This window comes from Streptomyces sp. NPDC050535, assembly GCF_044457665.1.
GTDB lineage: Bacteria > Actinomycetota > Actinomycetes > Streptomycetales > Streptomycetaceae > Streptomyces.
The window spans coordinates 99,276-122,603 of sequence record NZ_JBITHE010000005.1 but is presented as its reverse complement, the minus strand read 5'-3'; the positions used below and the strand labels follow the sequence as shown (position 1 = coordinate 122,603).

The following is a 23,328-nucleotide window of genomic DNA, read 5'->3' as shown; positions in this document are numbered from 1 at the left end:
CGGCTCCCCCGCCCGCTGGCTCAGTTCAGCTTCAGCTGCGAGTACACCCGGCCTCTGGTGTCGTGGACGGTGACGGAGCGGAAGGCGTCGAAGCCGCCCTCCTCGCCCACCGGCACGTCGGCGGTGGCGTACCAGACGCCCCAGCCGGGCCTGCCCGCGAGCTCGAGCAGCTCACCGTGCACGGTCCCGGCCGACGTCCTGACGGCGACCCGGGAGGCGGTGCCCTTGCCGCCGTAGTAGAGGCCGGAGAGGACGTAGTGCCCCTGGTCGCCCTCCGCCTGGAGCGAGACGCCCGGCCGGCCGAGGTCGATGTTCCCGTCGACCACACTGCGGAACTGCGGCTCCGCATCCCAGGGCGTGGTCCAGAACTTGCCCTCGGCGGTGAGCCAGAGCTCGAAGCCGGGAGCGCCCGTGACGTGTTCGCCGGGGGCGGCGATCCGGGCGGACGGGGCATGCGCCACGGTGCCGTGCGCCGCCGTCCCCTGTGCGGCGGCGTACGACACCGTGGGCGCCCCCACCAGCGCGGCGGCGACCGCCGCGACGGCGACGTACTTCTGTATCCGTGTCATGAACGGACAACTCCTCCTGCTGCGCGGACCCTTGGGGATCCGGATGAGTGAGACGAGTAGCTGGACGAGTACTGCTGGACGAGTACCGCTGGACACGAGTACCGCCGTGGGTCGGAGGGCGCCTCTCCACCCGTTCAAACTCCCCCCGGTCACAGGCGGGTTGACACCGGCGCCGGATTTCTTCGGGCGATGGGTCACGCCAGCGCGCTGCCTGCCCGCCACTCCTCCCAGCTCGCGTTCCAGTCGCCGTATCCGTTGCCGACGGCGACCGTGTCCTTCGAGCCGACGACCTCGACGACATCGCCGGGAATGACCTCGTCGTAGAACCGCTTCGCCGTGCCGTCCGTGGCGAGCCCGACGCAGCCGTGCGTGACGTTCTGCCGGCCCGCGTAGGTGTTGGCCTTCGGGTTCTCGTGCAGGTAGGTGCCCGAGGTGGTGAGGTGGACGGCGTAGGAGTAGTAACCCGCGTACGCGTCGCCGTAGTTGACGGTGCGCGAGTCCATGAAGACCTCGCGCTGCTTGTCGGAGACGACCATCGTGCCGTTCCAGGTCTCCATGCCCGGGGCGCCCGTGGTCACCGGAACGGTCCGGGTCTGTCCGTCCTTGACGACCTTCATGGTGTGGTTGCGGACGTCGACCGTGGCGACCAGCGAGCGGCCCACGGTGAAGTTCCGGGTGATTCCGGCGCCCGCCCGTACGGTGACCTCGGTGCCCGGGGTCCAGTACTCGCGCGGCCGGAAGTCCACGCGCTGGCCGTCCAGCAGGTTGCGGTCCTTGACCCAGCTCCAGGACCCCTCGATCCCGCTCCCGACCTTCAACTGCCGCTCCGTGTCGGCCCGTTCGCCCGCCGGTATCGCCCGGTCGAAGGTGACGGATATCGGCATGCCGACGCCGACCGTCTGCCCGTCGGCGATGTTGATGTGCGCGCCTTCCAGCGCCTTGAGCGGCGTCCGGGTGGGCGTGGGCTTCGCCGTGACACTCGGACTCGCCTCCGCCACCCGGGCGTTCGTCTCCCGCTGTGGCCCCCCGGCCACCGCCTGTGCCGTGCAGCCCGCGAGCGTGAGCGCGCACAGGGCCGCCGCGCTCATGGCGCGGGCCGCCCGGCCGCTTCTCACTCCCCCGCTCCTCGCGGTCGTCCTGGTCCCCGTGGTCATCCAGATCCCCCTGTGATGTGTTTCGATTGCGTCGTACGGGACCTGTACGCACGGCACCGACCGCCGGGTTGCACGGGACTTGGGATTCTCCGGAAACTCCGGGCGGGGGGCATGACCGAGGAAGAGTTCGACGCGTTCTACGCGACCGCGTTCCCCCGGCTGACCGGCCAGCTCTACGCCTTCACCGGGGACCACGGCGAGGCACAGGACGTCGTCCAGGAGGCGTTCGTACGCGCCTGGGACCAGCGCCGGGAGTTCCTTCTCGACGGGGCGCCGGAAGCGTGGATACGGACCGTGGCGATGCGGCTCGCGGTGAGCCGCTGGCGCCGTGCGCGCCGCTGGCTGGAACTGGTGCGCCGGAATCCGCCGCCGCAGCACGTCCCCGGGCCCGGCCCCGAACGCGCCACCCTCGTGGCCGCGTTGCGCACCCTGCCCGAGCCGCAGCGAATGGCCCTGGTTCTGCACCATCTGTGCGACCTGAGCGTCGAGCAGGTAGCCTCCGAAACCGGCGCCCCCGTGGGGACGGTCAAGGCCCGGCTGTCCCGTGGCCGGGCGGCGCTGGCCCGGGAGCTGTCGGTGGATTCGGCGGGCGCGTCGGGTGGTAGGGACTCGACGGGCCCGGCTCGCTCGGCCGGTTCCGGCGGTCCGGCCGGCGAAGGGGAGAGGGAGGACGACCGTGTCCGATGAACTCACCTCCGGACTCGTCGCGGAACTGCGCGAGTTGGCCGCCACCGGGGAGACACCTCCGCCGTTGTCCGGCGCGGAGATCCGCGGCAGGGCCGTACGCCGCCGACGCCACCGCCGTACGGCCGTGACCGCCGTCGGTGCCTCCGCCCTCGCGGCACTCGCCCTGGTCGTGTCCCTGAACCTCGGCGGCGGAACGGACGGGCACGCCACGCCGGCGGCGAGCCCCACCGGCACCCCCAGCATCCCCGCGCCAGCCGACGCCACGGTCGACCTGTCCCGGCGGGTGATGACGGTCGCGGGCCGCGAACTGCCGCTCTCCTCAGGCGCGTCGAAGACGCCCACGGCTACGGGCCGTATGACGGTCACCGGCAAGAAGAGCACGAATGTGGTGCCCGGCGACGATCTGGTCGACTCGACATACGACCTCAAGGTCTTCTGGTACGTCGAACTGCGCGCCCCGGACGGCACCACGAACTACATCGCCGCCCTCAGCTTCGACGAGATGGCTCCCGGCAACTACGACCGCACATCCGGCTGGATCGGCCTGCGCTCGACCGACGCGCAGTGGCTGTACGGGCAGTTGGCGGTGGGGTCCGTGATCGACGTCGAGGGAATCGCGCCCAAGTCGCCGAGCGAGCCGTCCCCGTCCCACTCCTCGCTCACGGCCGGGGCCGACGCGAGCGCGGGTGCGGTGACGGCCGCACCGTCGTGACGTCCGGGTCGGCGTCCAGATAGGCGTCCAGCGCGGCGAAGGTCGCGGCGGGCTGTTCGAGGTGCGGGAGGTGACCGGCCTCCGGCACGGTCACGAACCGCCCGCCGGGAAGCGCCGCCGCGAGCGCGCGCCCGTACGCGGGGGTGACGACGCGGTCGCTCTCGCCCCACACCACGAGGGCCGGCGTCCGGACCCGGCCGAGCCGGTCCAGCAGTGTCGGATCGTGCATGTACGGGTCACCGGCCAGGGCCCGGACGGTCGCCATGTCGGCCCGCTGGACCGCGGCCCGCTCCGGAGTGACGGCGGGGCCGACGGGGAGACGGGCGGGGTCGTGGAAGGAGTACGCGGCGATCTCCCGGGGCCCGAGGCCGAGGATGTCGCGGATGGGCTCCCCCGGAACGGCCACGCCGACGGAGTTCACCAGCACGAGCCCGGTGATGAGCCCTTCCTCGTCACGCAGGGCCATCTCGGCGGCGGTCCAGCCGCCGATCGACGAGCCGACGACGAGCACGTCCCGGTGGCCCTCGTCCCGCAGCCAGCGCAGATAGGCGGCGGCCAGATCGCCGATGCCGGCGAGCCGGCCGGGTCGCTCGGTCCCGTTCCACCCGGGGTGGGTCGGCACGACGGCCCGCATCCGCCCGGCCAGATGCGCGGCTATGCCCCGCACGGTGTCCGGCCCGCCGCCACCGTGCAGGACGAGCGCGACCCGACCGCCGGGCGGCCCGCTCTCGGTGAGGGTGAGCGGGAGATCGGGGTGGGGGCGGACGGTCCGGGTCACGGGGGTGGCAACCATGTCGGCGGGGTGGTCATCGAGCGCGTCATCGCGAGTATCAGCCATACGGCAGAGGCTATATACGCATGCGTATATAAGCAAGCTTACTTACGCGGCTAGACTCGCGGCATGACTGCGAACGACCATGACGGGTCAGTGGACCTGGAGGTGCTGGGCCGGGCCGTGAAGGAGGCGCAGTACCGGCATCACCGCGCGCTCGACACCCGCCTCGCGGCGGTCGGCACGAGCCTCGCCCAGTGGGACGCGCTGCGCGCGATCGCCCGCGAGCCCGGCGCCTCCGCGCACGAGCTGGCCCTCGCCACCTTCCAGGGGGACCAGTCCTTCGGCACGCTGGCCGGCCGGCTCGCGGCCCAGCGCCTCATCGAGCGTCGCCAGGGACGGGGGCGCCGGATCGAGCACCACCTCACCGAGGAGGGCGAACGGGTCCTCGCCGCGGGCCGTGCCGTCACCCTCGACGTCCTCGGCGCGTCCTTCGCCCCCCTCACCGACGCCGAACGGGCCACGCTGCTCGGCCTGTTGAGCAGGGTGGGCACCCGCGTGGACGGTGCCTAGGGTCCCTCCCCATGGAGATGGCAGGGCTCCTGCCCATCGCCGCGCTCATGATCGCCGGCCTCCAGGATGCGTCTGCCGGGAGGAGGGCCGGACTTCCGTCGCTGTCAGCCCTGTTGTGCGGTGGGCCGGTCGATCCGGTCGGTGGGCCGGTCGCTGGGGCGCGTCGCCGGGGGGCGATCGGTGAGGACGTCGTGGAGTCGCTGGGTGCCCAGTTGGACGGCCTGGGCCGTGAAGTCCTTCTCGGCGCCGCCGAGTCCGCCGTTGGTGAGCGTGACGGCCCGGTCGCCGACGCGTACGGCGGCGAAGTCCAGGGTCAGCGTCGGGGTCTCGCCGTACAGGTCGCCCTCGGCGCTCACGGTCATCCGCAGGCCCTCGCGGGCGTCGCCCACACCTGGCAGCGCCGCCGGCTCGACCCGTACCGTCTGCCGCCCGCCTCTGACATCGGTGGACGTGAACTCCGCGCACTTCACAGGCAGCGTCCGCAGCCAGGCCATCTTCGCGTCCACCTCCGCCGGTCCGCCGTACGCCGCGACCTGGTAGCGCAACTGCGCCGCCGTGTCGCTCTCGTCGAGGCCGACGACCGCGCCGACGCCCTTCGGTTCGCCCAACAGGTCCTCGGCGTACAGGCCGTCGAGCAGCCGCTGGCAGTCCGGGGTGTCCGTCCTGCCCTTGAGGAGACCGTCACGCCAGGTCGCCCCGCCCTGCGTCGCCGACCACCGCTCGCCCAGCTCGGCGGGACCGAGGAGGGCGTCGCGGGCCTGGGTGACGGTGAGCGACGAGGTGGCCTTCGCGGCGGGTGACGACGGGGCGGCGGAGGACACCGTGGGCCTTTCGTTGGTCGGCTCCACGCCCTGGACGGACGAACAGGCGGACGCCGACACCAGGACGCCCGCCGTCAGCGCGGAGGCGAGAACACGGGAGGGACGACGGTTCATGGCGGGGCCTCCTGGGGGCGCGAGAGTTCCCACGCCACCACCGGACCCCGGCGCCCACCAGCGCACCGGTCCGTCCGGGTGAGTCCGGGCCCGGCGCGCCGGTCAGCCGGCCGACACCCGGACCCGCCGGCTCCCGCACCTCACGCACACCGCGTCGGTCAGCGGCGACCTGACGGCGGTGCCGTCCTCGTCGACGTACTCCTGGGAGGTCTGTCCTGTCGGGTCGAGCGGATCGGTGAAGAACATCACCTGGAAGGTCGCCTCCCAGGTGTGCCCGCAGTTCCCGCAGGCGAACGCGAAGGTCTCGGAGACCGCGCCGGGCTCGGTCGTCATGCCTCCAGCGCACCCCGGGCGGCCGGGCCCGGCAAGTCGGGAGCGCACCCGCCGACAGCGGGCCGCCGGTGATCACTGCCTCCGGCGGGGATGAATATCTATCCTGACGGACGGAGAAAATTGGCTCGCAGTGCGGGGAGTTTCTCTATTCCCCCGGGAGAGGTGAGATAGCGCGTCCACATCGGGCTCGTCACGTGCTAGTGTCGATATCAGTTGCAGTTGTGGTTCCCAAAGTCTTGGAGCTTACTTTCCGGTCCGTACCGGGCGGTTCGCTTCTGAATATCCGGTGCTTTTTCCGGAGGGGGCAACATCGCGCAGACGCGGACCCACACAGTGTGGGTCCTCGAGCTTTGCCCCGAAGGAGATTTTATTATGGCTACTGGCACCGTGAAGTGGTTCAACGCTGAAAAGGGTTTCGGCTTCATCGAGCAGGACGGCGGCGGCGCTGACGTCTTCGCTCACTACTCGAACATCGCCACCCAGGGCTTCCGTGAGCTCCAGGAAGGCCAGAAGGTGACCTTCGACGTCACGCAGGGCCAGAAGGGCCCCCAGGCGGAGAACATCGTCCCCGCCTAGTCCGGGACCCGCTGACGCCTGACTTCTGAGTCGGTTGATGCTTACAGGTGGCCGGGACTGACACCCTCCGGGGTGTGAGTCCCGGCCACCTGCTTTTGTTTATCCTCGTATTGAATTCCCGGCGAATTCCACATGACACCTGTGGCGAATTCCCCGGTTACCCGAAGGCCCCGTCCTCAAACGCCCGGCGGACCGGGAATCAGCCCCACGGCGCCCCGGGTACACCCGTGCGGGCCCGGCCCGTCGCGAAGTCGACCGTGGCCTTCCGGCCGGGGGCGACGTCGGCCGTGACGCGGCGCAGATCGCCGGCCGCGTCGAGCGAGTAGGTCTGGGCGAGCGCCGAGGCCTCGGGGGCGGCGGCGGAGCCTTCCGGGCGTGGGGCCCTGGGCCACAGCCGGCGGGACTCGACGGGGAGCCGGGTGCCGCCCGGGCGGTCCGCGGCCACGGACAGCGCCAGGTGCAGTGCCCGGTCCAGGGGAGCGGTGCCGTAGGGGCGGCGTTTCCACTGGCCGGACTTGAGGGTGGCCGCCCGCCGGGCGGCCTGGACCGCGGTCGTCACCGGGCCCGGGGCGGCCGGCCGTGCTTCGGGCCGTGCCTCGGGACCGAGGGCGGTGTCGGGGGCCGCCGCCGGGGAACCGGCCACGGCGATGCTCTCCAGGTCCCACGCGAGCAGGCCCCGCATGGAGTGGCCGTCCTCCGTCACCTCGTACACGCCGACCGCCCGATGCAGGCGGTGGTCGGCGACTCCGCGCACGGTCACCGTCCCGGCCTCCGACGACGGGAGCCGCACCGTGACCTCCGAGGGGCCGTCCGCCCTGGAGGTCCGGAACCGGGTCAGTGCCATGGCCGTGCGCTGGGCCTCGTCCGCCGAACCGGAATCCGCTCGGCCGGAACCCTCCTGGGTGCTTTCGCCGCCGGTTCCGCTGCCGGTGACGAGCGCCGCGGTCAGCGCGGCGCCCGCGACCGTGGCCGCCACCCCGGCCGACACCCAGACCTTCCCGGCACGGGAGACACGGGTGACTTGGGCGAGTTTGGGGATACGAGAGAGGCGCATGGTTCGTCTCTACATGCGGGCGGAGTGATGATCGGCCTACGTAGGCCGGTGGGCCGCTCCGCGTCACTCTCCCGGGCGCACCCCGACCCTGTCAGCCGCGGCCGACACCGCCGACGCTCAGACCGCCAGGACCGCGCGGACCGTCTTTCCGCCGAAGCCGGTGCGCACGATCTCCAGGCGGTTGGCGAGCTGCTGGACCATCGCGAGACCGCGGCCGCTCTCCGAGTCGGTGTCCATCGGGCCCACACTGGGCCGGTCCGGGCAGTCGTCGTGCACCTCCACGGTCACCTCGCCGTGCGCGAGCTGGAGGCGGAGGCGGCAGCCGGTGTTGCCGTGCCGGACGGCGTTGGCGACGAGTTCGGAGGCTATGAGCGTGGCGTCGTCGACCTGGGCGGCGGTCGGCGCGTCCGTCCGCGGCCGGGTCAGGAAGGCCGAAGTGAGCCTGCGGGCCCTCCCCGCCGACACCGCCGTGCGCGGCAGTGTGTACTCGACACGGGCGGTCTGCCGGACAGCGCGCTCGTGCGCACGCATGACACCTCACTCCCCTCCAGGACGGTCGGCACTCCCGGCGGTCGGACCCCCCGCCGTCCGGGCCCGCGCGATACGGTGCGCGGCCGGTCCTGCCTACGGGTCATGCCCACGCTGAGTGATCCGCAACCGGCGTCCGGCGTCACAAAGGCGCTAAGAGAGTTACGGGGGTTACGGAGGGTGCGGGGAGCGGCCGAGCTCGCCGTCAGGGTGTCCGGGTGAGCAGGTCCCGGATCGCCTTGGTCACTTCGGCAGGTGCCTCCTCGGCCATGAAGTGGCCGCAGGACACGGTCGAGTGGGACAGATCGGTCGCCCAGGCGGCCCACAGCGCGGCGGCGTCGAACCCGAGCGCGGCGCCCCAGTCCTGCTGGAGGACGGTGACCGGCATCCGCAGCCGGTTGCCGGACTCGCGGTCGGCCAGGTCGTGTACGACGTCGATGCCGGCGGACGCGCGGTAGTCGGCGACGATCGACGGCACCGCCTCGCGGGACGCCTTCAGATAGGCGGCGCGGATGTCGTCCGGGATGGCCGGCGTAGCCGTGTCCCCCGTCCCCCGGCTCTGTACCCACAGGTCGAGGAAGTGGCCGAAGAAGGCGTCCGGGGCCGCGCCGATCAGCTGCTCCGGCAGGCCCGGCGGCTGGGCCATGAGATAGAGGTGGAAGCCGACGGCCGCGCTCGTGCCGTGCATGACGTTCCACATGTCCAGCGTGGGCAGGACGTCGAGCGAGGCGAGGTGGGTGACCGTGTCGGGGTGGTCGAGTCCGGCACGGACGGCGACCAGCGCGCCCCGGTCGTGGCCGACGAGGGCGAAGCGGTCGTGGCCCAGTTCACGGGCGACGGCGACGACGTCGGCGGCCATGGTGCGCTTGGAGTACGTCGTCGAGTGCCCGGCCTCGGCGGATTCCGCGGGTTCGACGGCTTCGGCCGGCTTGTCGCTCGCGCCGTAGCCGCGCAGGTCGGGGCAGATGACCGTGTGGTCGGCGGCGAGGTCGGCCGCCACGTGCCGCCACATCAGGTGGGTCTGCGGGAAGCCGTGCAGGAGGACGACGGGGGTGCCGCCGGAGCCGCCGACGGCGACGTTCAGGGACACGTCGGCGGCGACGGGGATGCGGTGCCGGGCGAAGCCCGGGATGGTCGGGGACATGGTTCGCTGCCTCTCGGAGTGGTGCGGTCGCGGGATGACTTCAGCCTGCCGGGCGTGAATCAGCGGCGAATCAGCGCGCGTACGGTGGCGCGTGGGCGGCCGGAGAGGGTGGTGACGTGGAGCAGCGGACCGTTTTCGGGGTGCTCGGGGCCGTCGTGGCCGAGCGTGACGGGGACCCGCTCGCGTTGAAGGGGCCGCGGCACCGGGCCGTGCTCGCCCGGCTGATCGTGGCCCGTCGGCGGGTCGTGCCGGTCGCCCGCCTGGTCGACGACCTGTGGGAGGTACCGCCCCCGGGTGCGGTGGGTGCCGTACAGACCTTCGTCGGCGCGCTCCGCCGGGCCCTGGAACCGGAGCGGCCGCCGCGTGCCCCGGCTCGGTCGCTGGTCACCGAGGGTCCCGGGTACGCGTTGCGGGTCCCGGCGGACGCGGTGGACGCGTGGCGGTTCGAGGCGGTCGTCGGGGATGCCGTGAAGCTGCCGGCCGAGGAGGCGCTCGGGAGGCTGGAGGAGGCGCTCGGGTGGTGGCGGGGGCCCGCGTACGCCGAGTTCGCGGGGGAGGGATGGGCTCGGGCGGAGCGCTCGCGGCTCGCCGAGCTTCGGCTTCAGGCCGTCGAACGCCGGGCCGCGGCTCGGCTCGCGCTCGGTCGTGCCGCCGAGGCGGTTCCCGATCTCGAGGCCCACGTCGCCGAACATCCCTGGCGCGAGGACGCCTGGTGTCTGCTCGGCCTGGCGCTCTACCGGGCGGGGCGTCAGGCGGACGCGCTCGCTGTGCTGCGGCGGGCGCGGGTCGCGTTGGCGGACCAGTTGGGGCTGGACCCCGGGCCGGGGCTGCGGCGGCTGGAGGCGGACATCCTGGTGCAGGCGGAGGGGTTGGGCGGGGTGGTCTTCTCGCCCCCTCCGTCCCTGCCGGCTCCCGTCACGTGGGGGCTCCGCCCCCAGACCCCCGCTGCTCGAACGCCGGAGGGGCTGTCTCCGACGGGCAGGGGCGGAGGGGGCGAGGAAACCCATGGCCCGCACCCGGATGACGTCGCCGCGCGGATCTGGACGCGGGCCACCGTCGCCTACGACCGGGTCGTCGGTGCGGGGTCGCGCGCTCGGCTGGAGTCGGCCGTGGGGCTGATGCGGAACCTCGCGGTGACCGGGGGCGGCGGGCTGGAGGCGGCGCGGGAACAACGTATGGCGGTGGTCGCGGCGGCGGAGGAGTCCGGTGACGTGGAGCTGACCGCCCGGGTGATCGGCGCGTTCGACGTTCCCGCGATCTGGACGCGCGGCGACGACCCGGACCTGGCCGGGCAGCTCGTCGCGGCGGCCGAGCGGACCCTCGGCGCGCTGCCCCAGGGCCCGGCGTACGACGGGGCGCGCTGCCGGCTGCTGGCCACGATCGCGCTGGAGACGCGCGGTGCGCACGGGTCACGCGGACCGGAGGCCGCCCGTGAGGCCGAGGGGATCGCCCGCCGCCTCGACGACCCGGCACTGCTGGCGTTCGCCCTCAACGGGACGTTCATGCAGTCCTTCACCCGGGCCGGGCTCGCCGCGCGTCGGGACGGGACCGGCGCGGAACTGATCTCCCTGTCCGCCCGGCACGGCCTGACGACCTTCGAGGTCCTCGGCCATCTCATCCGCGTTCAGTCCCGCGCCGCTCTCGCCGACTTCACCGCCGCGGACGAACACGCCGCTGCCGCCGACCGCCTGTCGGACCGTCATGAACTGCCGTTGGTAGGGGTGTTCACCGAGTGGTACCGGGCGCTGCGGCTTGCCGCGTCGGCCGACGGGAAGGAAGCGGAGGCCGCCTACCGGGCCGCCGCCGCGCGGCTGGACGGCGCCGGGATGCCCGGCCTGGAGCGCGGACTTCTCGCCCTCGCCCTGCTCACCCTCCGGGTGGGGCCGGGCGGGGCGGACCCGGACGCCGACTGGGGCCCGTACCGGCCCTGGGCCGAACCGCTGATCCTCCTGGCGGCGGGCCGCCGCACGGAGGCCGTCGTGGCGCTGCGGGCTGTCCCGGAACCGCCGAGGGACCTGCTGTACGAGGCCCTGTGCTGTCTGGAGGTCAGCGCCGCCCTCGCCCTGGGCGACCGGACCGCCCTGGAGCGCGGCCATGCCCGGCTGCTCCCGGCGGCCGGTGAACTCGCGGGCGCGGGAAGCGGGTTGCTCACCCTCGGCCCCGTCGACCGCTGGCTCGGGAAGATCGAGGCGGCGCTGCGGGAGCCGGACACGCGCTAGGGGATCCGAGCGCGGGTGCCCACTGGCCCCGGTTGCCCACCGGCCTCGGCGGCCCACCGGCTAGGTCAGGTCCTGGGCCATCCGGAAGTCCTCGTAGTCGAAGCCCGGTGCTACGACGCAACTGACCAGGACCTCCTGGTCGGTTGCCGGGCGGGCGGACTGCCAGATGCCGGCGGGGACGAGGGCCTGCGGGAGTTCGCCGTTCTCCACGTCGGAGCCGAGGCGGATGACCGTGGGCGCCTGGCCGGGCTGGTCGGCGTCGCCGCCGAGGAGGAGTTCCAGTGGGCCGCCGCGGTGCCAGAACCAGAGTTCGTCGGAGCGGACCGTGTGCCAGGCGGAGACGTCACCGGGGGTGAGCAGGAAGTGGATCGCGGTGGCCGCGGCGCGGGGGCCGGGGTAGCCGTCGGGCCGGAAGGTCTGCGAGGACCGCCACGTCTCGGCGAACCAGCCGCCCTCCGGGTGTCGCCGCATGCCCAACGCGGCTGCCAGTGCCGGGACTTCCGACTCGTCGGGGGCAACGGGCTCGGATTCGCTGGGAGTTGGCATCACGAGGTCCTTTCGACTGGATCACGCCGGATAGGCGTGGGTCTGGGCCGCCTTCACCGTCGCCCAGACCGGAGCTCCCGGACGCAGGTCGAGTTCGGCGGCGGCGACGGTGGTGAGGTCGGCGGCCAGCGGGAGTTCGCCGGTGAGGTCCACGCGGATCTGGTCGCCGTGCGTCTCCAGGCCGCCGACCTCGCAACTCCACAGGTTGCGCGCGCTGGAGCCGGTGGGGTGGTCGCGGTGGAGGGTGACGGCGCTGGGCGGGAACGCCACGAAGACGGGCCCGGTGAGGTTCTCCGTCGTCGTGATCGCCGGACCGGTGTCCAGGCGGACCGTGTGGCCGTCCGCCCGGCCCCGGTAGAGGTTCAGGCCGACGAGCTGGGCGATGTAGTCGGTGCGGGGGTGGCGTGCGATGTCCGACGGCGTGCCGTCCTGGACCACGCGGCCGTCCTCGATGACGACCAGCCGGTCGGCGAGCACCATCGCGTCCAGTGGATCGTGCGTCACCAGTACGGCGACGGCCTCGAAGGCGGCGAGATGGCGCCGGAGTTGGGCCCGTACGTCGAGGCGCGTGCGGGCGTCGAGCGCGGCGAGCGGCTCGTCGAGCAGCAGTAGCCGGGGGTGGGTGGCCAACGCGCGGGCGAGGGCGACGCGTTGGGCCTGTCCGCCCGACAGTCGCCGCGGTTTGGCGCCCGCGTGGTCGGCCAGGCCCATCCGGTCCAGCCAGTCGGCGGCCTGCGCGCGGGCCGCCGCCTTCGGTACGCCCTGGCAGCGCGGCCCGAAGGCGACGTTGTCCAACGCGCTGAGGTGCGGGAAGAGCAGATAGTCCTGGAAGACGACACCGACCGGGCGGGATTCGGGCGGCGTACGGTCCAGATCGGCGCCGTCCAGACGGAGATGGCCCCTGTCGGAGAGCGGCGTGAGCCCGGCCAGGGCGCGGAGCGCGGTGGTCTTGCCCGCGCCGTTCGGGCCCAGGAGCGCGACGACTTCGCCGGGCGCGGCGGCGAGCGTCACGTCGAGGTGGAAGGCCCCACGGTCCACGAGGAGACGGGTGTCGAGTCCCGTGCCGGCCCTGGATCCCTTGCCGGCCCCGGGTCCCTTGCCGGACTCGGATCCCGTGCCGGACCCGAGCCCTTTACCGGACGCGAGTCCTTGGTCGGACCCGGGCCCCTTGCCGGCGGCGAAGGGTGCGTCGGTCGTCATGAGACCCCCGTCGCCGGGGATGTGCCGGTCCTCATGACACCCCCGTCATCCAGCGGTCCCGCAGTCCCGCGAGGACGGCGACCGATACGGCGAGCAGTACCAGGCTCAGTGCGATCGCGGCGGCCGGGTCGCTCTGGAGGGCAAGGTATACCGCGAGCGGCATGGTCTGCGTGCGGCCGGGAAAGTTGCCGGCGAAGGTGATCGTCGCGCCGAACTCGCCGAGCGCACGGGCCCAGGCCAGTACCGAACCCGCCGCGATGCCGGGCGCGATCAGCGGCAGGGTGACCCGGCGGAACGCGGTGAAGCGGGAGGCGCCGAGGGTCCTCGCGGCCTCCTCGTAGCGCGGGTCGGCGGCCCGCAGCGTGCCCTCCACGCTGATGACCAGGAACGGCATCGCCACGAACGCCTCGGCGACCACCACCCCCGCCGTGGTGAACGGCAGCGTGATCCCGAAGGCCGAGTCCAGCCACTGCCCGACGACGCCGTTGCGGCCCAGCGCGAGGAGCAGCGCGACACCGCCGACCACCGGGGGCAGCACGAGGGGCAGCGTGACCAGCGCCCGTACGAAACCGCGTCCGGGGAAGTCCGTGCGGGCCAGCAGCCAGGCGAGGGGCACCCCGAGGACCAGGCTCACGGCCGTCGCCGCCGTCGCCGTGAGCAGCGACAACTGGAGGGCCTGCCAGACCTCCGGGCTGCTGAGCTGGTCCGGGAGGCTGCGCCAGGGGGCCCGGACGAGGAGGGCGATCAGCGGGAGGAGCAGGAAGGCCAGCGCTACGAGGCCGGGCAGCAGAAGGGGAAGCGGCACCCCGCCCCGGACGCGCCGACGCCGCGCCCCACCGGTGACGGTGTCGGTCGCGGCGTCGGGCCTGCCCAGCGGGCTCACGGCTTCAGGAACCCCGCGGCCGTCAGCACCTGCCGGCCTTCGGCGGACTGGACCAGCGCGATGAACGCCTTGGCGGCTTCGGCGTTCGGCGAGTCCTTGAGCAGGGCGATCGGGTAGTCGTTGACGGCCTCGGCCGACTCGGGGAAGTCCACGCCCTCCACCTTGTCACCCGCCGCGTTCACATCGGTCTTGTAGACGACCGCGGCGTCGGCCTCCTTCAGCTCCACCTTCGTCAGGGCGCTCTTGACGTCCTGCTCGTAGGAGACCGGGGTGAGCTCGATGCCGCTCGCGTCCAGGGCCTTCTGCGCGGCGGCGCCGCACGGCACGGTCTTGTCGCAGAGCACCACCTTGAGGCCGGACTTGGTGAGGTCCTTCAGGGAGGCGATCCTGTCGGGGTTGCCGGGCAGGGTCGCGATCTCCAGCTGGTTGCGCGCGAAGGTGGCGGGGGTGCCGGACGCGTCCCCCGCGTCCGTCACGATCGCCATCGTCTTGGGGCTCGCGGAGGCGAACACATCGGCCGGGGCACCCCCGGTGATGCTCGCGGCGAGCGTGTCACTGCCGCCGAAGCTGAACGTCACCTTCGTACCGGGATGGGCCTTCTCGAAGTCCTCGCCCAGCGTCGTGAAGCTCTCCTTGAGCGAGGCGGCGGCGAAGACGGTCACCGTGCCGGAGAGCTCCGGGGAGCCGGACGCCGACGGGTCCGATGACGAGGACGACGAGTCGGAGTCGGAGGAGGAGCAGGCACTGAGCGCCAGGAGGACGGCGGCGGCGCCACCGGCGAGGCGTACGGAACGGGTCTTCACGGGGCTTCTCCCTCGGGCAGGCATGTGCCGATCATACTTCCGCATATGCGAGGTGTAAGTCTCCTGTCACATCGCATGAGCGGGATGATCAGCCAAGGGGGCTGGTATGTGCGTTCGTACCGGGCCGCGGGCGTCCGGGTACCGTCGTCACGGAGGTGACTGATGCTGCTGCGTCAGCTCGAGTACCTGGTCGCGCTCGCCAGGGAACGGCACTTCGCGCGGGCGGCGGCCGCCTGTTTCGTGTCGCAGCCCTCGCTGTCCGCCGCGATCCGGCGCCTGGAGCACGAGCTGGACGTGCCGATCGTGCGGCGGGCCAGGCGGTACGAGGGGCTGACCCCGGAGGGCGAGGTCGTCCTCGCCTGGGCGCACCGCATCCTGGCCGAGCGGGACGCCCTGCGCCAGGAACTGTCGGCGTTGCGCGGCGGCCTGACCGGCACGCTGCGCCTGGGCATCGTCCCCACCGCGCTGCCCGCCGCCTCCCTCCTCACCAACCCGTTCTGCGAGCGTCACCCGCGGGCCCGGGTCAGCCTCGAGTCGCTGTCGTCCGCCGAGATCACCCATGGTTTCGCCCGGTTCGAGCTGGACGCGGCGATGACGTATCTGGACGACGACGAGCTCCGTCACGTACGACGGTTTCCGCTGTACGAGGAGCGGTACGTGCTCCTCACTCCCGACCGGGGCCCGACTCCCGACCAGGGCCCGCCGGCCACGGCGGCTACGGCGCGCTGGGCGGACGTGGCGGCGCTGCCGCTGTGTCTGCTGGGCCAGCGGATGCGCAACCGCCGGATCATCGACGAGTACTTCGCCGCCGACGGGGCGAAGGCCGAGCCCGCGATCGAGTCGGACAGCGTCGCCGGGCTGTACGCGCATCTGCGGGGCGGCCGCTGGTCCAGTGTGATCTCGCACGCGTGGCTGCACATGTTCGGCGTACCGGACGGGATGCGGGTGGTCCCGCTGGAAGGCCCGGCGCACGGGCCGCGGGTGGGGCTGGTGGTGGCCGAGGGGGATCCGCAGTCGGTCCTGGCGGAGGCGTTGCTGAAGGTGGCGCGGGAGGCGGGCGTACGGGACGCGCTGGACGCGCTGCTCCACACGTACCTGGATGTGCGGAGCTGAGAAACCGGCTCTAGGCCCGGTCGATGTGCACGTTCGTCGACTTCACCCGCGCCGTGGCCTCCATGCCGACCTCCAGGCCCAGTTCCTCGACCGCCTCCCGGGTGAGGAGGGAGACCAGCCGGTGCGGACCGGCCTGGATCTCCACCTGGGCGGCGACGTCGCCGAGCTTGACGGCGGTGACGATGCCGGCGAAGGCGTTGCGGACGGAGGTGTAGGAGGTCGCGTCCTCCTCGGCGCCGGTCTTCGCCAGTTCGACGGAGAACGCGGCCAGATCCCGGCCGTCGATGAGCCGCCGCCCACCCTCGTCCCGGTGGGTGGTCACCCGCCCGGCGTCCGCCCACCGCCGGGCGGTGTCCGGGCTCACGCCCAGCAGCCGGGCGGCCTGGCCGATTGTGTAGGACTGCATACGCGTCACGATACGTGCAGCCCGGCGTGCGCCCCGCCGGACGCCTCCCGTGTCCCGCGTCCCCCGTCGGGCGTGGTCCCGCCCGCACTGAGACAGTTCCGCAACATGCGCCGGTTATGGTGTCGACGCGAATCGAACACAAGGCACACCGAACACGGTAGGCAGCACGGAGCACGTGGCACGGAGAGAGTCGGCGAGGGCGCGTTGTGTCGGACGAGGGGCGGCTGATCGCCGGGCGGTACCGGCTGGTCGAGCAGATAGGGCGCGGTGGCATGGGCACCGTGTGGCGGGCCGGGGACGAGGTCCTCAGCCGGGACGTCGCGCTGAAACGGCTGCACGTCCAGCGCCACCTCACCGACGACGAGCTCGCCACGCTCTACGAACGCACCCGCCGCGAGGCCCGCAGCGCCGCCCGGATCGCCCACCCCAACGTGGTCGTCGTCCATGACGTCGTCGACGACGAGGGGCTCCCCTGCATCGTCATGGAGTACGTGCCCTCGACGACCCTCGCCGCGCTGCTCAAGGGCGGCGAAGCCGTCCCGCCCGGTGAGGCCGCCCGGATCGGGCTCGGCATGACCGCCGCGCTCCGGGCCGCGCACGCTGCCGGGGTCCTGCACCGCGACGTCAAGCCCGGCAACGTACTCCTGGGCCCCGACGGCCGTGTCGTCCTCACCGACTTCGGTATCGCCATGGCGAGCGGCACCTCGACGCTGACGAGGACCGGCGAGATCCTCGGCTCGATCGACTACATCGCGCCCGAGCGGATGCGGGGCCTGAAGCCGGGACCCGCCGCCGACCTCTGGGCGCTGGGCGCGACCCTCTTCCAGGCGGTCGAGGGGCGGCCCCCGTTCCGCAAGGACACGGCGGTGGAGACGGCGTACGCGGTCGTCGTCGACCCGGTCGAGCCCATGAAGCGGGCCGGCCCGCTCGAACCCCTCATCGAGGCGCTGCTCGCGAAGGACCCGGACGCGCGGCCCTCGGCGGAGGAGACGGAACGGGCGCTGCGGGCCGTGCCCGGGGAGGCGCCGGCGCTGTTCGCCCCGGATCGGGGGACCTCGGCGACATCGATGTCAGCCGTGTCCCCCGCCTTCGCATCGCAGCCGCCCTCCCCGACCCGGCAGGCGACTTCACCGGCGCCGGTCCCGGCCGCCGGGACCACGGGCGTCGCCACCGCGCCCGTCCCGGCGAAGGCCGGGAAGAGGGGGCGCGCGTTGCTGTGGAGCGCGGTGGCCGTGACGGCGGCGGCCGCGGTCGTGGCGGGCGGGGTCCACGTCATGTCGCGCGAGGACGGCGGCGGCACCAGCGGCGGTGCGCCGGGCACCGGCTCCGCGACCGCCTCCTCGCCGGTGCCCGTTCCCGCGGGCTACCACCTGGTCACGGACAAGGCGACCGGCATCGCCTTCCCCGTTCCGGACGACTGGAAGCGCGGCAGGTCGACGAGCGCGCAGGTCAACTACGCCGACCCGACGGGCCTCGCCGGTCTCACCATCGACGTCGTGGACCCCGCGGGCTCCGACGTGCTGTCGCACTTCCTGAGCATCGAGTCGAACACCAAGGTCAACTACCCCACGTACCGGAAACTGCGGATGCAGCACACCACTTTCCAGGGACAGCCCGCGGCCGTATGGGAGTTCACCTTCGAGGGCCGGGTCCGGGTGTTCCGTGCCATCGACTTCGGCTTCGGGCGGGAGGGGGACAAGGAGTACGACCTCTACCTCTCGGCCCCCGACAAGCAGTGGGACACCTACCGGCCCGTCTTCGACAAGGTCAAGGCGGGCTTCCGCACGCTCCGTTGAGCGGAATCAGCCGTGGCGCTCCTCGGGAAGGACCGGGGCCGGGATGTCCGCGGTGTCGAAGTCGCCGGCCATGATCCGCGCGGCGAGCTCCGTCAGACGCAGCTGACGGGCGCGCGCGTACGAGCGGAACGCGGCGAAGGCGTCGTCCACCGAGGTGTTCCAGCGCTCCGCCAGTACGCCCTTGACCTGCTCGACCAGGATGCGGCTGGTGAGCGCGTTCTCCAACTGGCTGTTCTCGAGGTGCGACCGTTCCAGCGTGCGCTGCTGGAGGATCGCGATGGTGGCCACGTCGGCGAGTGCCTGCGCGAGGGCGATGTCGTCGTCGCTCAGGCGCTGGGACGTGGTCTGGAAGAGGTTGAGCGCGCCGACGACCCGGTTGCGCAGGCGCAGCGGAAGGGCGTGGGTGATCACGTAACCCGTCTCCCGCGCGCGGGTGCCGAAGCGCGGCCAGTCCGCGGTCACCTCCTGCCGTGTCAGGTCGATGTTCGTGCGGGCCGCACCGGTGCGGTAGCACTCGACGCACGGTCCCTGGTCGTGCTGGAGCGCGAACAGCTCCAGCAGCCGCGTGTGTTCGTCCGAAGCGGCGATGAGCTGCAGTTCGCCCTGCGCGTCGACGAGCAGGATCCCGGCCGCCGACACGTTCAGCAGTTCGACGCAGCGTGTGGACAGCCGTTGCAGCAGATCGATGACGTCGAAGTCCTCGACGAGGGAGTCCGCGACCTCCACGAAGATCTCCGCCAGGCGTCGTTCGCGGGCCATGCCGATCATCCCTTTCCAGCGTCGGGCGAATGCGGCCCGCTCAGGTCGTCGATGTCGCCATCGGCGTAGTTGTCATCGTCGTCGAAACGGAGCCTGCGGGCGATCACGTCGTCCGCGACCTCTCCGAGAGGACGCTCACTGCTGTAGGCGAAGGCACGCAGGCGCAGCAGGGCGTCCTCCATGGACGTGCCGAGCTGGACGCTGATCATGCCCGTGGCCTGGTGCACCTTCGCTCTGTGCAGTCCTGTCGGCCACTCCAGGAACGTGCCGGGCCCCAGCGCGGCTCCGTCCCCGTCCGGCCGCCGGTCCCCGTCCAGGAAGGCGCCGGTCAGCGCGCCCGTCAGGGCCGTGGCGTCCGTCCACTGCTGGTCGCTGATCCGCCGGTCGCCGTCACTCAGCATGGTCAGTACGCCGACCCGGATCGCCCCGATGCTCAGCGGGAAGCAGCTCACACCGTGTACGCCCATCTCCCGCGCCGACGGCAGCAGCGCGGGCCAGCGGTCGGGGCGTACCCGGTCCAGGTCCGGCTCCGTGACGGGGACGCCGGTGCGGACGGCGTCCGGGCCCGGTCCCTCGCCCAGCGTGAACTGGAGTTCCTCGAAACGCGCGCTCAGATCGGGGTAGCACCAGAGCGGCTCGGCCGTCCGGTCCTTGCCCACGAGGAGTGACAGTGCGACGCCCTCGGCGCACAGCGCCCGCGCGCAAGCCTGGGCAGGATTCCCGCGCCCGCCCAGGCGCAACGACCGCAGAAAGTCGGCCATGCCGTCGCTGATCACCGGATTCCGTTCCGCCGTGGCCGGGGCTCCTCGCAGTGAGGCGCCGAGCAGTCTTCGCCGTACCCTACGCGGACAGTTCTCCCGCCGGGGTGTACTGCCCGCCGGGATCCGCGGTCACTCCCCTCCAGGCGTCCTGGGCGTTCGCGTACCGGGGGAACCGCTCCTGGACGCCGCCGGCCCGGAACAGCAGACCTACGCCCGGCCGGGTGTAGACGACGCGTGCCCACCCGCGCCGCTCGTGGCAGTCGTCCCACGCCGCGCACAGCGGGGTCAGGGCGCTGCCGTCCATGAACGTGACGCGGCTCAGGTCTATGACGAGGAAGAGCCGCCCGGTGCCGTGGCGGGCGTCTTCGAGGGCACGGGTGAACTCCGGCGCGGTCGTCAGATCCAGTTCACCGGCGGCGCGGACCGTACGGCACTCGTCGGGTTGTGGGCTCATGTCCCCAGCTCCTCGGGTCTCCGGAATGGCTTTCGCCTCGCGCAGGGCCTCTGTTGCGCGTAACGGGACTGCACGGAGAGGGCCGGGGACAGGGGCTGCCGCACAACCAAAGTACTGCCGTGCGGGGGTGGGAAGCGGCTCGCTTCGGTATCTGTCGAGTCGGCGGACGAAGAGCCACTTCCTGGCCGGTTACCGGTGGTTCGGGGGCGGAAGTTGCAAGGGTGGGGGTCTTCGCGGCCGTCGTCCGGGCTGTCCGGTCCCCGAAGTCCCTTTTGCCTGTGGGCGAGGTACGGTGACAGGACCGAGGGCACCTCGTACGCCGGTGATCGGGCCGGTCTCGTTCTCGGCGCAGGACGACGCCGGGCCGCTCATCGCCCGGGGCAGGTTCCGCCCTATGACGGCCGCTCAGTCCCTGCCTTCCCATCGCCTCGCCCGCCTGAGCCTGGCGCCCCACAGCGTCGTGCCCCGGCGCGTCGACGGGGCGTGGTGGCCCCGCTCGCGTGATCTGCTGGTCGAACTTCCCCTGCTGATCGGAGAGTTGCCCCGCGGGTGGGGACAGATCACCGGCGTTTCCGTGAACACCGAGATGTGGCACGCGTCCCCCGGGCGGATGCTCGTCGCCAACCATGTCGTCCGGCTGCACAGGACCTCCGGTTCGCACGGCCGCCACGTCCTCTGCCTGCTCAGCGGTCAGGCCCGGGGCCGCCGGGACCTGTTGGTCGTACCGCCCGAGGTCGACGCGGCGGACGCCGAGCCGCTGATGGCCGCCGCGGCCGCCGGCCTCCGCTGAGCCGCCCCGCGTGATGGTCAGCCGCGGGCGAGCGCGTTCACGGGCGGGGTGCGCAGCGCCTGGCGGGTGGGCAGTTCGACGGTGAGGAAGGCGATGGTGGCGACCACCGCCGCGATGGCCGGCAGCAGCCAGAGCGGTCCCGCGGGCCAGGGCCGGTGCAGGAAGCCCAGCGAGAGCAGCGCGAGCGGGACGACGGACAGCAGCGGGCCGATGACCAGCGCGAGAGCGGTGATCAGGCCCGCCTCGCGGCGCATCATCGAGCGGATCTGGGCAGGCGTGGCGCCGATCAGCTGGAGCGTGGCGAGTTCGGTGCGGCGGGCCGCGGTGCCGGCGACGAGCTTGTTGGCGATGCCGAGCAGGAGATAGCCGAGCAGTACGGCGAGCACGGCGACATTGATCCACAGCTCGGGCGCGACCCCGCCAACGCCTCCCGGCTCGGCGTTGTCCGTCACGGCCAACCCCGGCCGGGACGCGGCCAGTTCAGTGATGTTCCGGTGGGCGGTCTCGGTGCCGTCCGTGCGGATCAGCACGGACTGGGCCAGGTCCTTCGTGGTGTGACCGGCGGCCAGGTCGCGGGAGAGCACGACGGGGCCGAACCCGAGCCCGCGGGCGTACGTCGCCACGACCCGGGCGGTCACGGGGGTGCCGTCACCGAGGATCAGCTTCACCCGGCTCCCCACCCGCGCGTCCCGCGACTCGGCGACATCCGTCCCGACGGCGATGGTGGAACCGCTGAGCCGCGCGAGGCCGCCGGTGCGCACGTCGAGGTCCAGGACGCCCGCCGCGGCCGGCGTCAGTACCAGCGCGGAACTGCTCTCGATCGTGTCGTCGCCCGCCATCTTGTACGCCCACAGCGCGGTGGTCGTGGTGACGGGAGCCGCGGCGCGCACACCCGGCGTGTCCCGCACGGCGGGGAGCAGGTCGTCGGGGAGACCGCCGAGTCCCGGTGCGGTCAGGCTGAGTTGGGCCCGCGTCGCGTCGTGGACGTCCTTGTGCGTGGCCGCGATCACGGTGGTTTGGGTGAGCGTGTAGGTGAGGGTGAAGACCACGGCCATCGCGAGGGTGCTGATGGCACCGGCGGCGCGCAGCGCGTACCCGTGGCTGTTCGACACCGCGAGCCAGGTCGGCGCCGACGTCCTCGCCGACAGCCTGCCCGCCAGCCACCGGGTGACCCCGCTGACCAGCGCGGGACCCGCCAGCGCGAGACCGATCGCCGCGAGGATCCCGGACACGGCGGTGGCCGCGGCCCCGGCCTGCGAACGGGCCAGCAGCGGAACGACCGACACCGCGGTCGCGACGAGGATCACCCCGGCTCCGGTGCGGGCGCGCGCCTTCGAGGGCGTACGGGGTTCACTGCGCGACTCCGCGACCGCCTCGGTGGCCGGCATCCGCGAGGTGCGCCAGGCCGCGCAGCGGGCCGCGATGCTCACCACGCCGGTCAGGAGGAGCACCGCGGCGACGGCGGGGAGCGGGCCGAGGGTCAGCGGCAGAGTGTCCGGGAGCATCCCGGTGGAGACGAGGAGCCCCCGGAAGCGTTCGGCGAGGAGGTAGCCGAGGCCCACTCCGGGCAGGGCCGCGGCGACCGCGATGACCGCGGCCTGGCAGGCGGCGAGCCGGCGGATCTGCCGGGGCGTCGCGCCCACCGCCCGCATCAGGGCGAGTTCACGCCGCTGGGCCGCGACCGACACGGACAGGGCACCGCCCACGATGAAGCCGACGACCAGCAGGGTGATGCCGGCCAGTGAGGAGGCGAGCAGCGGGAGGAGGGAGCGGGCGGCGGCGGTTTCGGGGGACTCGACGTCGCCCCGGGCGGCTCCGGTGGAGACGATGAGGCCGTCCCGCCCGACGGCCTGGCGTACTTCGGCCGCCACCTCGTCGGCGGCACCCTTCTCGGCGCGTACGGCGATCAGATCGACGCCTTTCGAGCCGGCCAGTTTCCGTGCCGTCACGTCGGAGAAGTAGATGCCGGTCACCGGGGTGTCGACCACGGCCGCGACCCGGTAGGTGGCCGAGTGCCCGGCCGCGACCACGGTGACCCGGCCGCCCGGCCGGGCGCCCGCCGCGGTGGCCGTGCCCTTGTCCAGGGCCACGTTGAGCGGACCGGTCGGTGCCGTGCCCTCGACCCGCGCGCCGGACAGCAGGGCGGTCGAGGACCAGCCGTGGCCGGCGGCACCGGGATCGCCCGCCGCCACGGCGGCGCCCTTGCCGTCGACGACGGCCGCGGGGAAGCTCACGTCCCCCACCGCGCTCGCCACCCCGGGCAGCCGGGCCAGCCGTCCGGCGAGACCGGCGGGCACCCTGGCCCGCTCAGGCAGGCTGATCGGCAGGTCCCCGGCCGGGTGGTGGGTCTGGCTCGCGGAGACGACGACGTCGGCGCCGCCGAGCCGCTGCACCGGCGCGTGCGAGCGCCAACCCGACTCGGCGAGCACGCCGATGCCGGTGACCATCGCGGCACCGCCGAGAGTCGCGCAGCCGACGGCCAGCAGCGCGGCTGTCCTGCGGCGCGCCATCCGCCGGGCGAAGTACAGCATGGGCGCCGGCATGGATTTCGACATCGCCTT

25 protein-coding genes are annotated in these 23,328 nt (G+C 72.9%); 8 read left to right on the top strand and 17 right to left on the bottom strand.

Annotated features, from left to right (window positions below):
* Nucleotides 1-20 precede the first annotated feature (20 nt).
* Together ACIBLC_RS13685 and ACIBLC_RS13680 are read right to left on the bottom strand one after the other, a co-directional pair.
* Nucleotides 21-569 (bottom strand): hypothetical protein, encoded by a 549-nt coding sequence (locus ACIBLC_RS13685; RefSeq protein ID WP_399211079.1) that lies wholly within the window; start codon nt 567-569, stop codon nt 21-23.
* 194 nt (nt 570-763) lie between these two features.
* Nucleotides 764-1,684 carry a L,D-transpeptidase gene (locus ACIBLC_RS13680; protein ID WP_399211078.1) on the bottom strand — a complete coding sequence of 307 codons (921 nt, stop codon included), beginning with the start codon at nt 1,682-1,684 and terminating at the stop codon, nt 764-766.
* A gap of 150 nt (nt 1,685-1,834) precedes the next feature.
* Between ACIBLC_RS13680 and ACIBLC_RS13675 the strand changes: the two genes are divergently transcribed.
* Entirely contained in the window at nt 1,835-2,410 is a 576-nt protein-coding gene (locus ACIBLC_RS13675) for a SigE family RNA polymerase sigma factor (protein WP_399211077.1), read from the top strand.
* Entirely contained in the window at nt 2,400-3,122 is a 723-nt protein-coding gene (locus ACIBLC_RS13670) for a L,D-transpeptidase (protein ID WP_399211075.1), read from the top strand. The genes ACIBLC_RS13675 and ACIBLC_RS13670 overlap by 11 nt, the downstream gene beginning before the upstream one ends.
* Here ACIBLC_RS13670 and ACIBLC_RS13665 read toward each other — a convergent pair.
* Entirely contained in the window at nt 3,070-3,915 is an 846-nt protein-coding gene (locus tag ACIBLC_RS13665) for an alpha/beta fold hydrolase (protein WP_399211411.1), read from the bottom strand. The two genes, ACIBLC_RS13670 and ACIBLC_RS13665, sit on opposite strands and share 53 nt — an antisense overlap.
* 108 nt (nt 3,916-4,023) lie before the next feature.
* On the opposite strand from ACIBLC_RS13665, the gene ACIBLC_RS13660 reads away from it, so the two are divergent.
* Complete coding sequence (locus tag ACIBLC_RS13660; protein WP_399211074.1) at nt 4,024-4,467, top strand: MarR family winged helix-turn-helix transcriptional regulator; 444 nt, start codon at nt 4,024-4,026, stop codon at nt 4,465-4,467.
* A 104-nt stretch (nt 4,468-4,571) separates the two neighbouring features.
* Here the strand turns inward: ACIBLC_RS13660 and ACIBLC_RS13655 are convergent, their stop codons facing one another.
* Nucleotides 4,572-5,402 carry a hypothetical protein gene (locus ACIBLC_RS13655; RefSeq protein ID WP_399211073.1) on the bottom strand — a complete coding sequence of 277 codons (831 nt, stop codon included), beginning with the start codon at nt 5,400-5,402 and terminating at the stop codon, nt 4,572-4,574.
* 102 nt (nt 5,403-5,504) lie between these two features.
* Nucleotides 5,505-5,735, bottom strand: a complete 231-nt coding sequence (locus ACIBLC_RS13650) for a hypothetical protein (protein WP_399211072.1) — start codon at nt 5,733-5,735, stop codon at nt 5,505-5,507.
* Nucleotides 5,736-6,107: 372 nt separating this feature from the next.
* On the opposite strand from ACIBLC_RS13650, the gene ACIBLC_RS13645 reads away from it, so the two are divergent.
* A complete protein-coding gene (locus ACIBLC_RS13645; RefSeq protein ID WP_010986199.1) occupies nt 6,108-6,311 on the top strand; it encodes a cold-shock protein in 204 nt (67 codons plus the stop codon).
* A 199-nt stretch (nt 6,312-6,510) separates the two neighbouring features.
* Here the strand turns inward: ACIBLC_RS13645 and ACIBLC_RS13640 are convergent, their stop codons facing one another.
* From ACIBLC_RS13640 to ACIBLC_RS13630, 3 genes are all read right to left on the bottom strand, one after another.
* Nucleotides 6,511-7,365 (bottom strand): hypothetical protein, encoded by an 855-nt coding sequence (locus ACIBLC_RS13640; protein WP_399211071.1) that lies wholly within the window; start codon nt 7,363-7,365, stop codon nt 6,511-6,513.
* A 117-nt stretch (nt 7,366-7,482) separates the two neighbouring features.
* Nucleotides 7,483-7,896, bottom strand: coding sequence for an ATP-binding protein (locus ACIBLC_RS13635; protein ID WP_399211070.1), 414 nt, complete (start codon nt 7,894-7,896; stop codon nt 7,483-7,485).
* Nucleotides 7,897-8,098: 202 nt separating this feature from the next.
* Nucleotides 8,099-9,037 (bottom strand): alpha/beta fold hydrolase, encoded by a 939-nt coding sequence (locus tag ACIBLC_RS13630; protein WP_399211069.1) that lies wholly within the window; start codon nt 9,035-9,037, stop codon nt 8,099-8,101.
* A gap of 116 nt (nt 9,038-9,153) precedes the next feature.
* On the opposite strand from ACIBLC_RS13630, the gene ACIBLC_RS13625 reads away from it, so the two are divergent.
* Nucleotides 9,154-11,256, top strand: coding sequence for a BTAD domain-containing putative transcriptional regulator (locus ACIBLC_RS13625; RefSeq protein ID WP_399211068.1), 2,103 nt, complete (start codon nt 9,154-9,156; stop codon nt 11,254-11,256).
* Nucleotides 11,257-11,316: 60 nt separating this feature from the next.
* On the opposite strand, the gene ACIBLC_RS13620 is transcribed toward ACIBLC_RS13625, so the two are convergent.
* Genes ACIBLC_RS13620 through modA form a run of 4 tightly spaced genes read right to left on the bottom strand, consistent with a single transcriptional unit; the run spans nt 11,317 to nt 14,712 of the window.
* Entirely contained in the window at nt 11,317-11,802 is a 486-nt protein-coding gene (locus ACIBLC_RS13620; protein WP_399211067.1) for a cupin domain-containing protein, read from the bottom strand.
* 21 nt (nt 11,803-11,823) lie between these two features.
* Nucleotides 11,824-13,002, bottom strand: coding sequence for an ABC transporter ATP-binding protein (locus ACIBLC_RS13615; protein WP_399211066.1), 1,179 nt, complete (start codon nt 13,000-13,002; stop codon nt 11,824-11,826).
* A 31-nt stretch (nt 13,003-13,033) separates the two neighbouring features.
* Nucleotides 13,034-13,885 carry an ABC transporter permease gene (locus ACIBLC_RS13610; RefSeq protein ID WP_399211065.1) on the bottom strand — a complete coding sequence of 284 codons (852 nt, stop codon included), beginning with the start codon at nt 13,883-13,885 and terminating at the stop codon, nt 13,034-13,036.
* Nucleotides 13,882-14,712 carry a molybdate ABC transporter substrate-binding protein gene (modA, locus tag ACIBLC_RS13605; protein ID WP_399211064.1) on the bottom strand — a complete coding sequence of 277 codons (831 nt, stop codon included), beginning with the start codon at nt 14,710-14,712 and terminating at the stop codon, nt 13,882-13,884. The genes ACIBLC_RS13610 and modA overlap by 4 nt, the downstream gene beginning before the upstream one ends.
* 138 nt (nt 14,713-14,850) lie before the next feature.
* Between modA and ACIBLC_RS13600 the strand changes: the two genes are divergently transcribed.
* On the top strand, nt 14,851-15,801 hold the full coding sequence (locus tag ACIBLC_RS13600; protein ID WP_399211063.1) for a LysR family transcriptional regulator: 951 nt from the start codon (nt 14,851-14,853) through the stop codon (nt 15,799-15,801).
* Nucleotides 15,802-15,811: 10 nt separating this feature from the next.
* Here ACIBLC_RS13600 and ACIBLC_RS13595 read toward each other — a convergent pair whose 3' ends face one another.
* Nucleotides 15,812-16,207: a molybdopterin-binding protein gene (locus ACIBLC_RS13595; RefSeq protein ID WP_399211062.1), complete on the bottom strand. Its 396-nt coding sequence runs from the start codon at nt 16,205-16,207 to the stop codon at nt 15,812-15,814.
* Nucleotides 16,208-16,413: 206 nt separating this feature from the next.
* Between ACIBLC_RS13595 and ACIBLC_RS13590 the strand changes: the two genes are divergently transcribed.
* Nucleotides 16,414-18,003 (top strand): protein kinase, encoded by a 1,590-nt coding sequence (locus ACIBLC_RS13590; RefSeq protein WP_399211061.1) that lies wholly within the window; start codon nt 16,414-16,416, stop codon nt 18,001-18,003.
* 6 nt (nt 18,004-18,009) lie between these two features.
* Here the strand turns inward: ACIBLC_RS13590 and ACIBLC_RS13585 are convergent, their stop codons facing one another.
* From ACIBLC_RS13585 to ACIBLC_RS13575, 3 genes are all read right to left on the bottom strand, one after another.
* Nucleotides 18,010-18,771 (bottom strand): GAF domain-containing protein, encoded by a 762-nt coding sequence (locus ACIBLC_RS13585; protein WP_399211060.1) that lies wholly within the window; start codon nt 18,769-18,771, stop codon nt 18,010-18,012.
* Nucleotides 18,768-19,523 (bottom strand): ANTAR domain-containing protein, encoded by a 756-nt coding sequence (locus ACIBLC_RS13580; protein WP_399211058.1) that lies wholly within the window; start codon nt 19,521-19,523, stop codon nt 18,768-18,770. Before ACIBLC_RS13580 ends, ACIBLC_RS13585 begins: the two co-directional genes overlap by 4 nt.
* Before the next feature lie 79 nt (nt 19,524-19,602).
* Nucleotides 19,603-19,977 carry an STAS domain-containing protein gene (locus tag ACIBLC_RS13575; protein WP_399211057.1) on the bottom strand — a complete coding sequence of 125 codons (375 nt, stop codon included), beginning with the start codon at nt 19,975-19,977 and terminating at the stop codon, nt 19,603-19,605.
* A gap of 394 nt (nt 19,978-20,371) precedes the next feature.
* Here ACIBLC_RS13575 and ACIBLC_RS13570 point away from each other — a divergent pair, with 394 nt between their 5' ends.
* Nucleotides 20,372-20,767 (top strand): DUF5994 family protein, encoded by a 396-nt coding sequence (locus ACIBLC_RS13570; protein ID WP_399211056.1) that lies wholly within the window; start codon nt 20,372-20,374, stop codon nt 20,765-20,767.
* 17 nt (nt 20,768-20,784) lie between these two features.
* Here the strand turns inward: ACIBLC_RS13570 and ACIBLC_RS13565 are convergent, their stop codons facing one another.
* The gene (locus ACIBLC_RS13565; protein ID WP_399211410.1) at nt 20,785-23,298 is read right to left on the bottom strand and encodes an FtsX-like permease family protein; all 2,514 of its coding nucleotides are present in this window, start codon (nt 23,296-23,298) and stop codon (nt 20,785-20,787) included.
* Between the last annotated feature and the right edge of the window lie 30 nt (nt 23,299-23,328).

Coding starts and splice junctions, on each gene's coding strand:
- ACIBLC_RS13685 (WP_399211079.1), bottom strand. CDS start 569: ATGACACGGATACAGAAGTACGTCGCCGTCGCGGCGGTCGCCGCCGCG.
- ACIBLC_RS13675 (WP_399211077.1), top strand. CDS start 1,835: ATGACCGAGGAAGAGTTCGACGCGTTCTACGCGACCGCGTTCCCCCGG.
- ACIBLC_RS13665 (WP_399211411.1), bottom strand. CDS start 3,915: ATGGTTGCCACCCCCGTGACCCGGACCGTCCGCCCCCACCCCGATCTC.
- ACIBLC_RS13660 (WP_399211074.1), top strand. CDS start 4,024: ATGACTGCGAACGACCATGACGGGTCAGTGGACCTGGAGGTGCTGGGC.
- ACIBLC_RS13655 (WP_399211073.1), bottom strand. CDS start 5,402: ATGAACCGTCGTCCCTCCCGTGTTCTCGCCTCCGCGCTGACGGCGGGC.
- ACIBLC_RS13650 (WP_399211072.1), bottom strand. CDS start 5,735: ATGACGACCGAGCCCGGCGCGGTCTCCGAGACCTTCGCGTTCGCCTGC.
- ACIBLC_RS13645 (WP_010986199.1), top strand. CDS start 6,108: ATGGCTACTGGCACCGTGAAGTGGTTCAACGCTGAAAAGGGTTTCGGC.
- ACIBLC_RS13640 (WP_399211071.1), bottom strand. CDS start 7,365: ATGCGCCTCTCTCGTATCCCCAAACTCGCCCAAGTCACCCGTGTCTCC.
- ACIBLC_RS13635 (WP_399211070.1), bottom strand. CDS start 7,896: ATGCGTGCGCACGAGCGCGCTGTCCGGCAGACCGCCCGTGTCGAGTAC.
- ACIBLC_RS13630 (WP_399211069.1), bottom strand. CDS start 9,037: ATGTCCCCGACCATCCCGGGCTTCGCCCGGCACCGCATCCCCGTCGCC.
- ACIBLC_RS13620 (WP_399211067.1), bottom strand. CDS start 11,802: ATGCCAACTCCCAGCGAATCCGAGCCCGTTGCCCCCGACGAGTCGGAA.
- ACIBLC_RS13615 (WP_399211066.1), bottom strand. CDS start 13,002: ATGACGACCGACGCACCCTTCGCCGCCGGCAAGGGGCCCGGGTCCGAC.
- modA (WP_399211064.1), bottom strand. CDS start 14,712: ATGCCTGCCCGAGGGAGAAGCCCCGTGAAGACCCGTTCCGTACGCCTC.
- ACIBLC_RS13600 (WP_399211063.1), top strand. CDS start 14,851: ATGCTGCTGCGTCAGCTCGAGTACCTGGTCGCGCTCGCCAGGGAACGG.
- ACIBLC_RS13595 (WP_399211062.1), bottom strand. CDS start 16,207: ATGCAGTCCTACACAATCGGCCAGGCCGCCCGGCTGCTGGGCGTGAGC.
- ACIBLC_RS13585 (WP_399211060.1), bottom strand. CDS start 18,771: ATGATCGGCATGGCCCGCGAACGACGCCTGGCGGAGATCTTCGTGGAG.
- ACIBLC_RS13580 (WP_399211058.1), bottom strand. CDS start 19,523: ATGGCCGACTTTCTGCGGTCGTTGCGCCTGGGCGGGCGCGGGAATCCT.
- ACIBLC_RS13575 (WP_399211057.1), bottom strand. CDS start 19,977: ATGAGCCCACAACCCGACGAGTGCCGTACGGTCCGCGCCGCCGGTGAA.
- ACIBLC_RS13570 (WP_399211056.1), top strand. CDS start 20,372: ATGACGGCCGCTCAGTCCCTGCCTTCCCATCGCCTCGCCCGCCTGAGC.
- ACIBLC_RS13565 (WP_399211410.1), bottom strand. CDS start 23,298: ATGCTGTACTTCGCCCGGCGGATGGCGCGCCGCAGGACAGCCGCGCTG.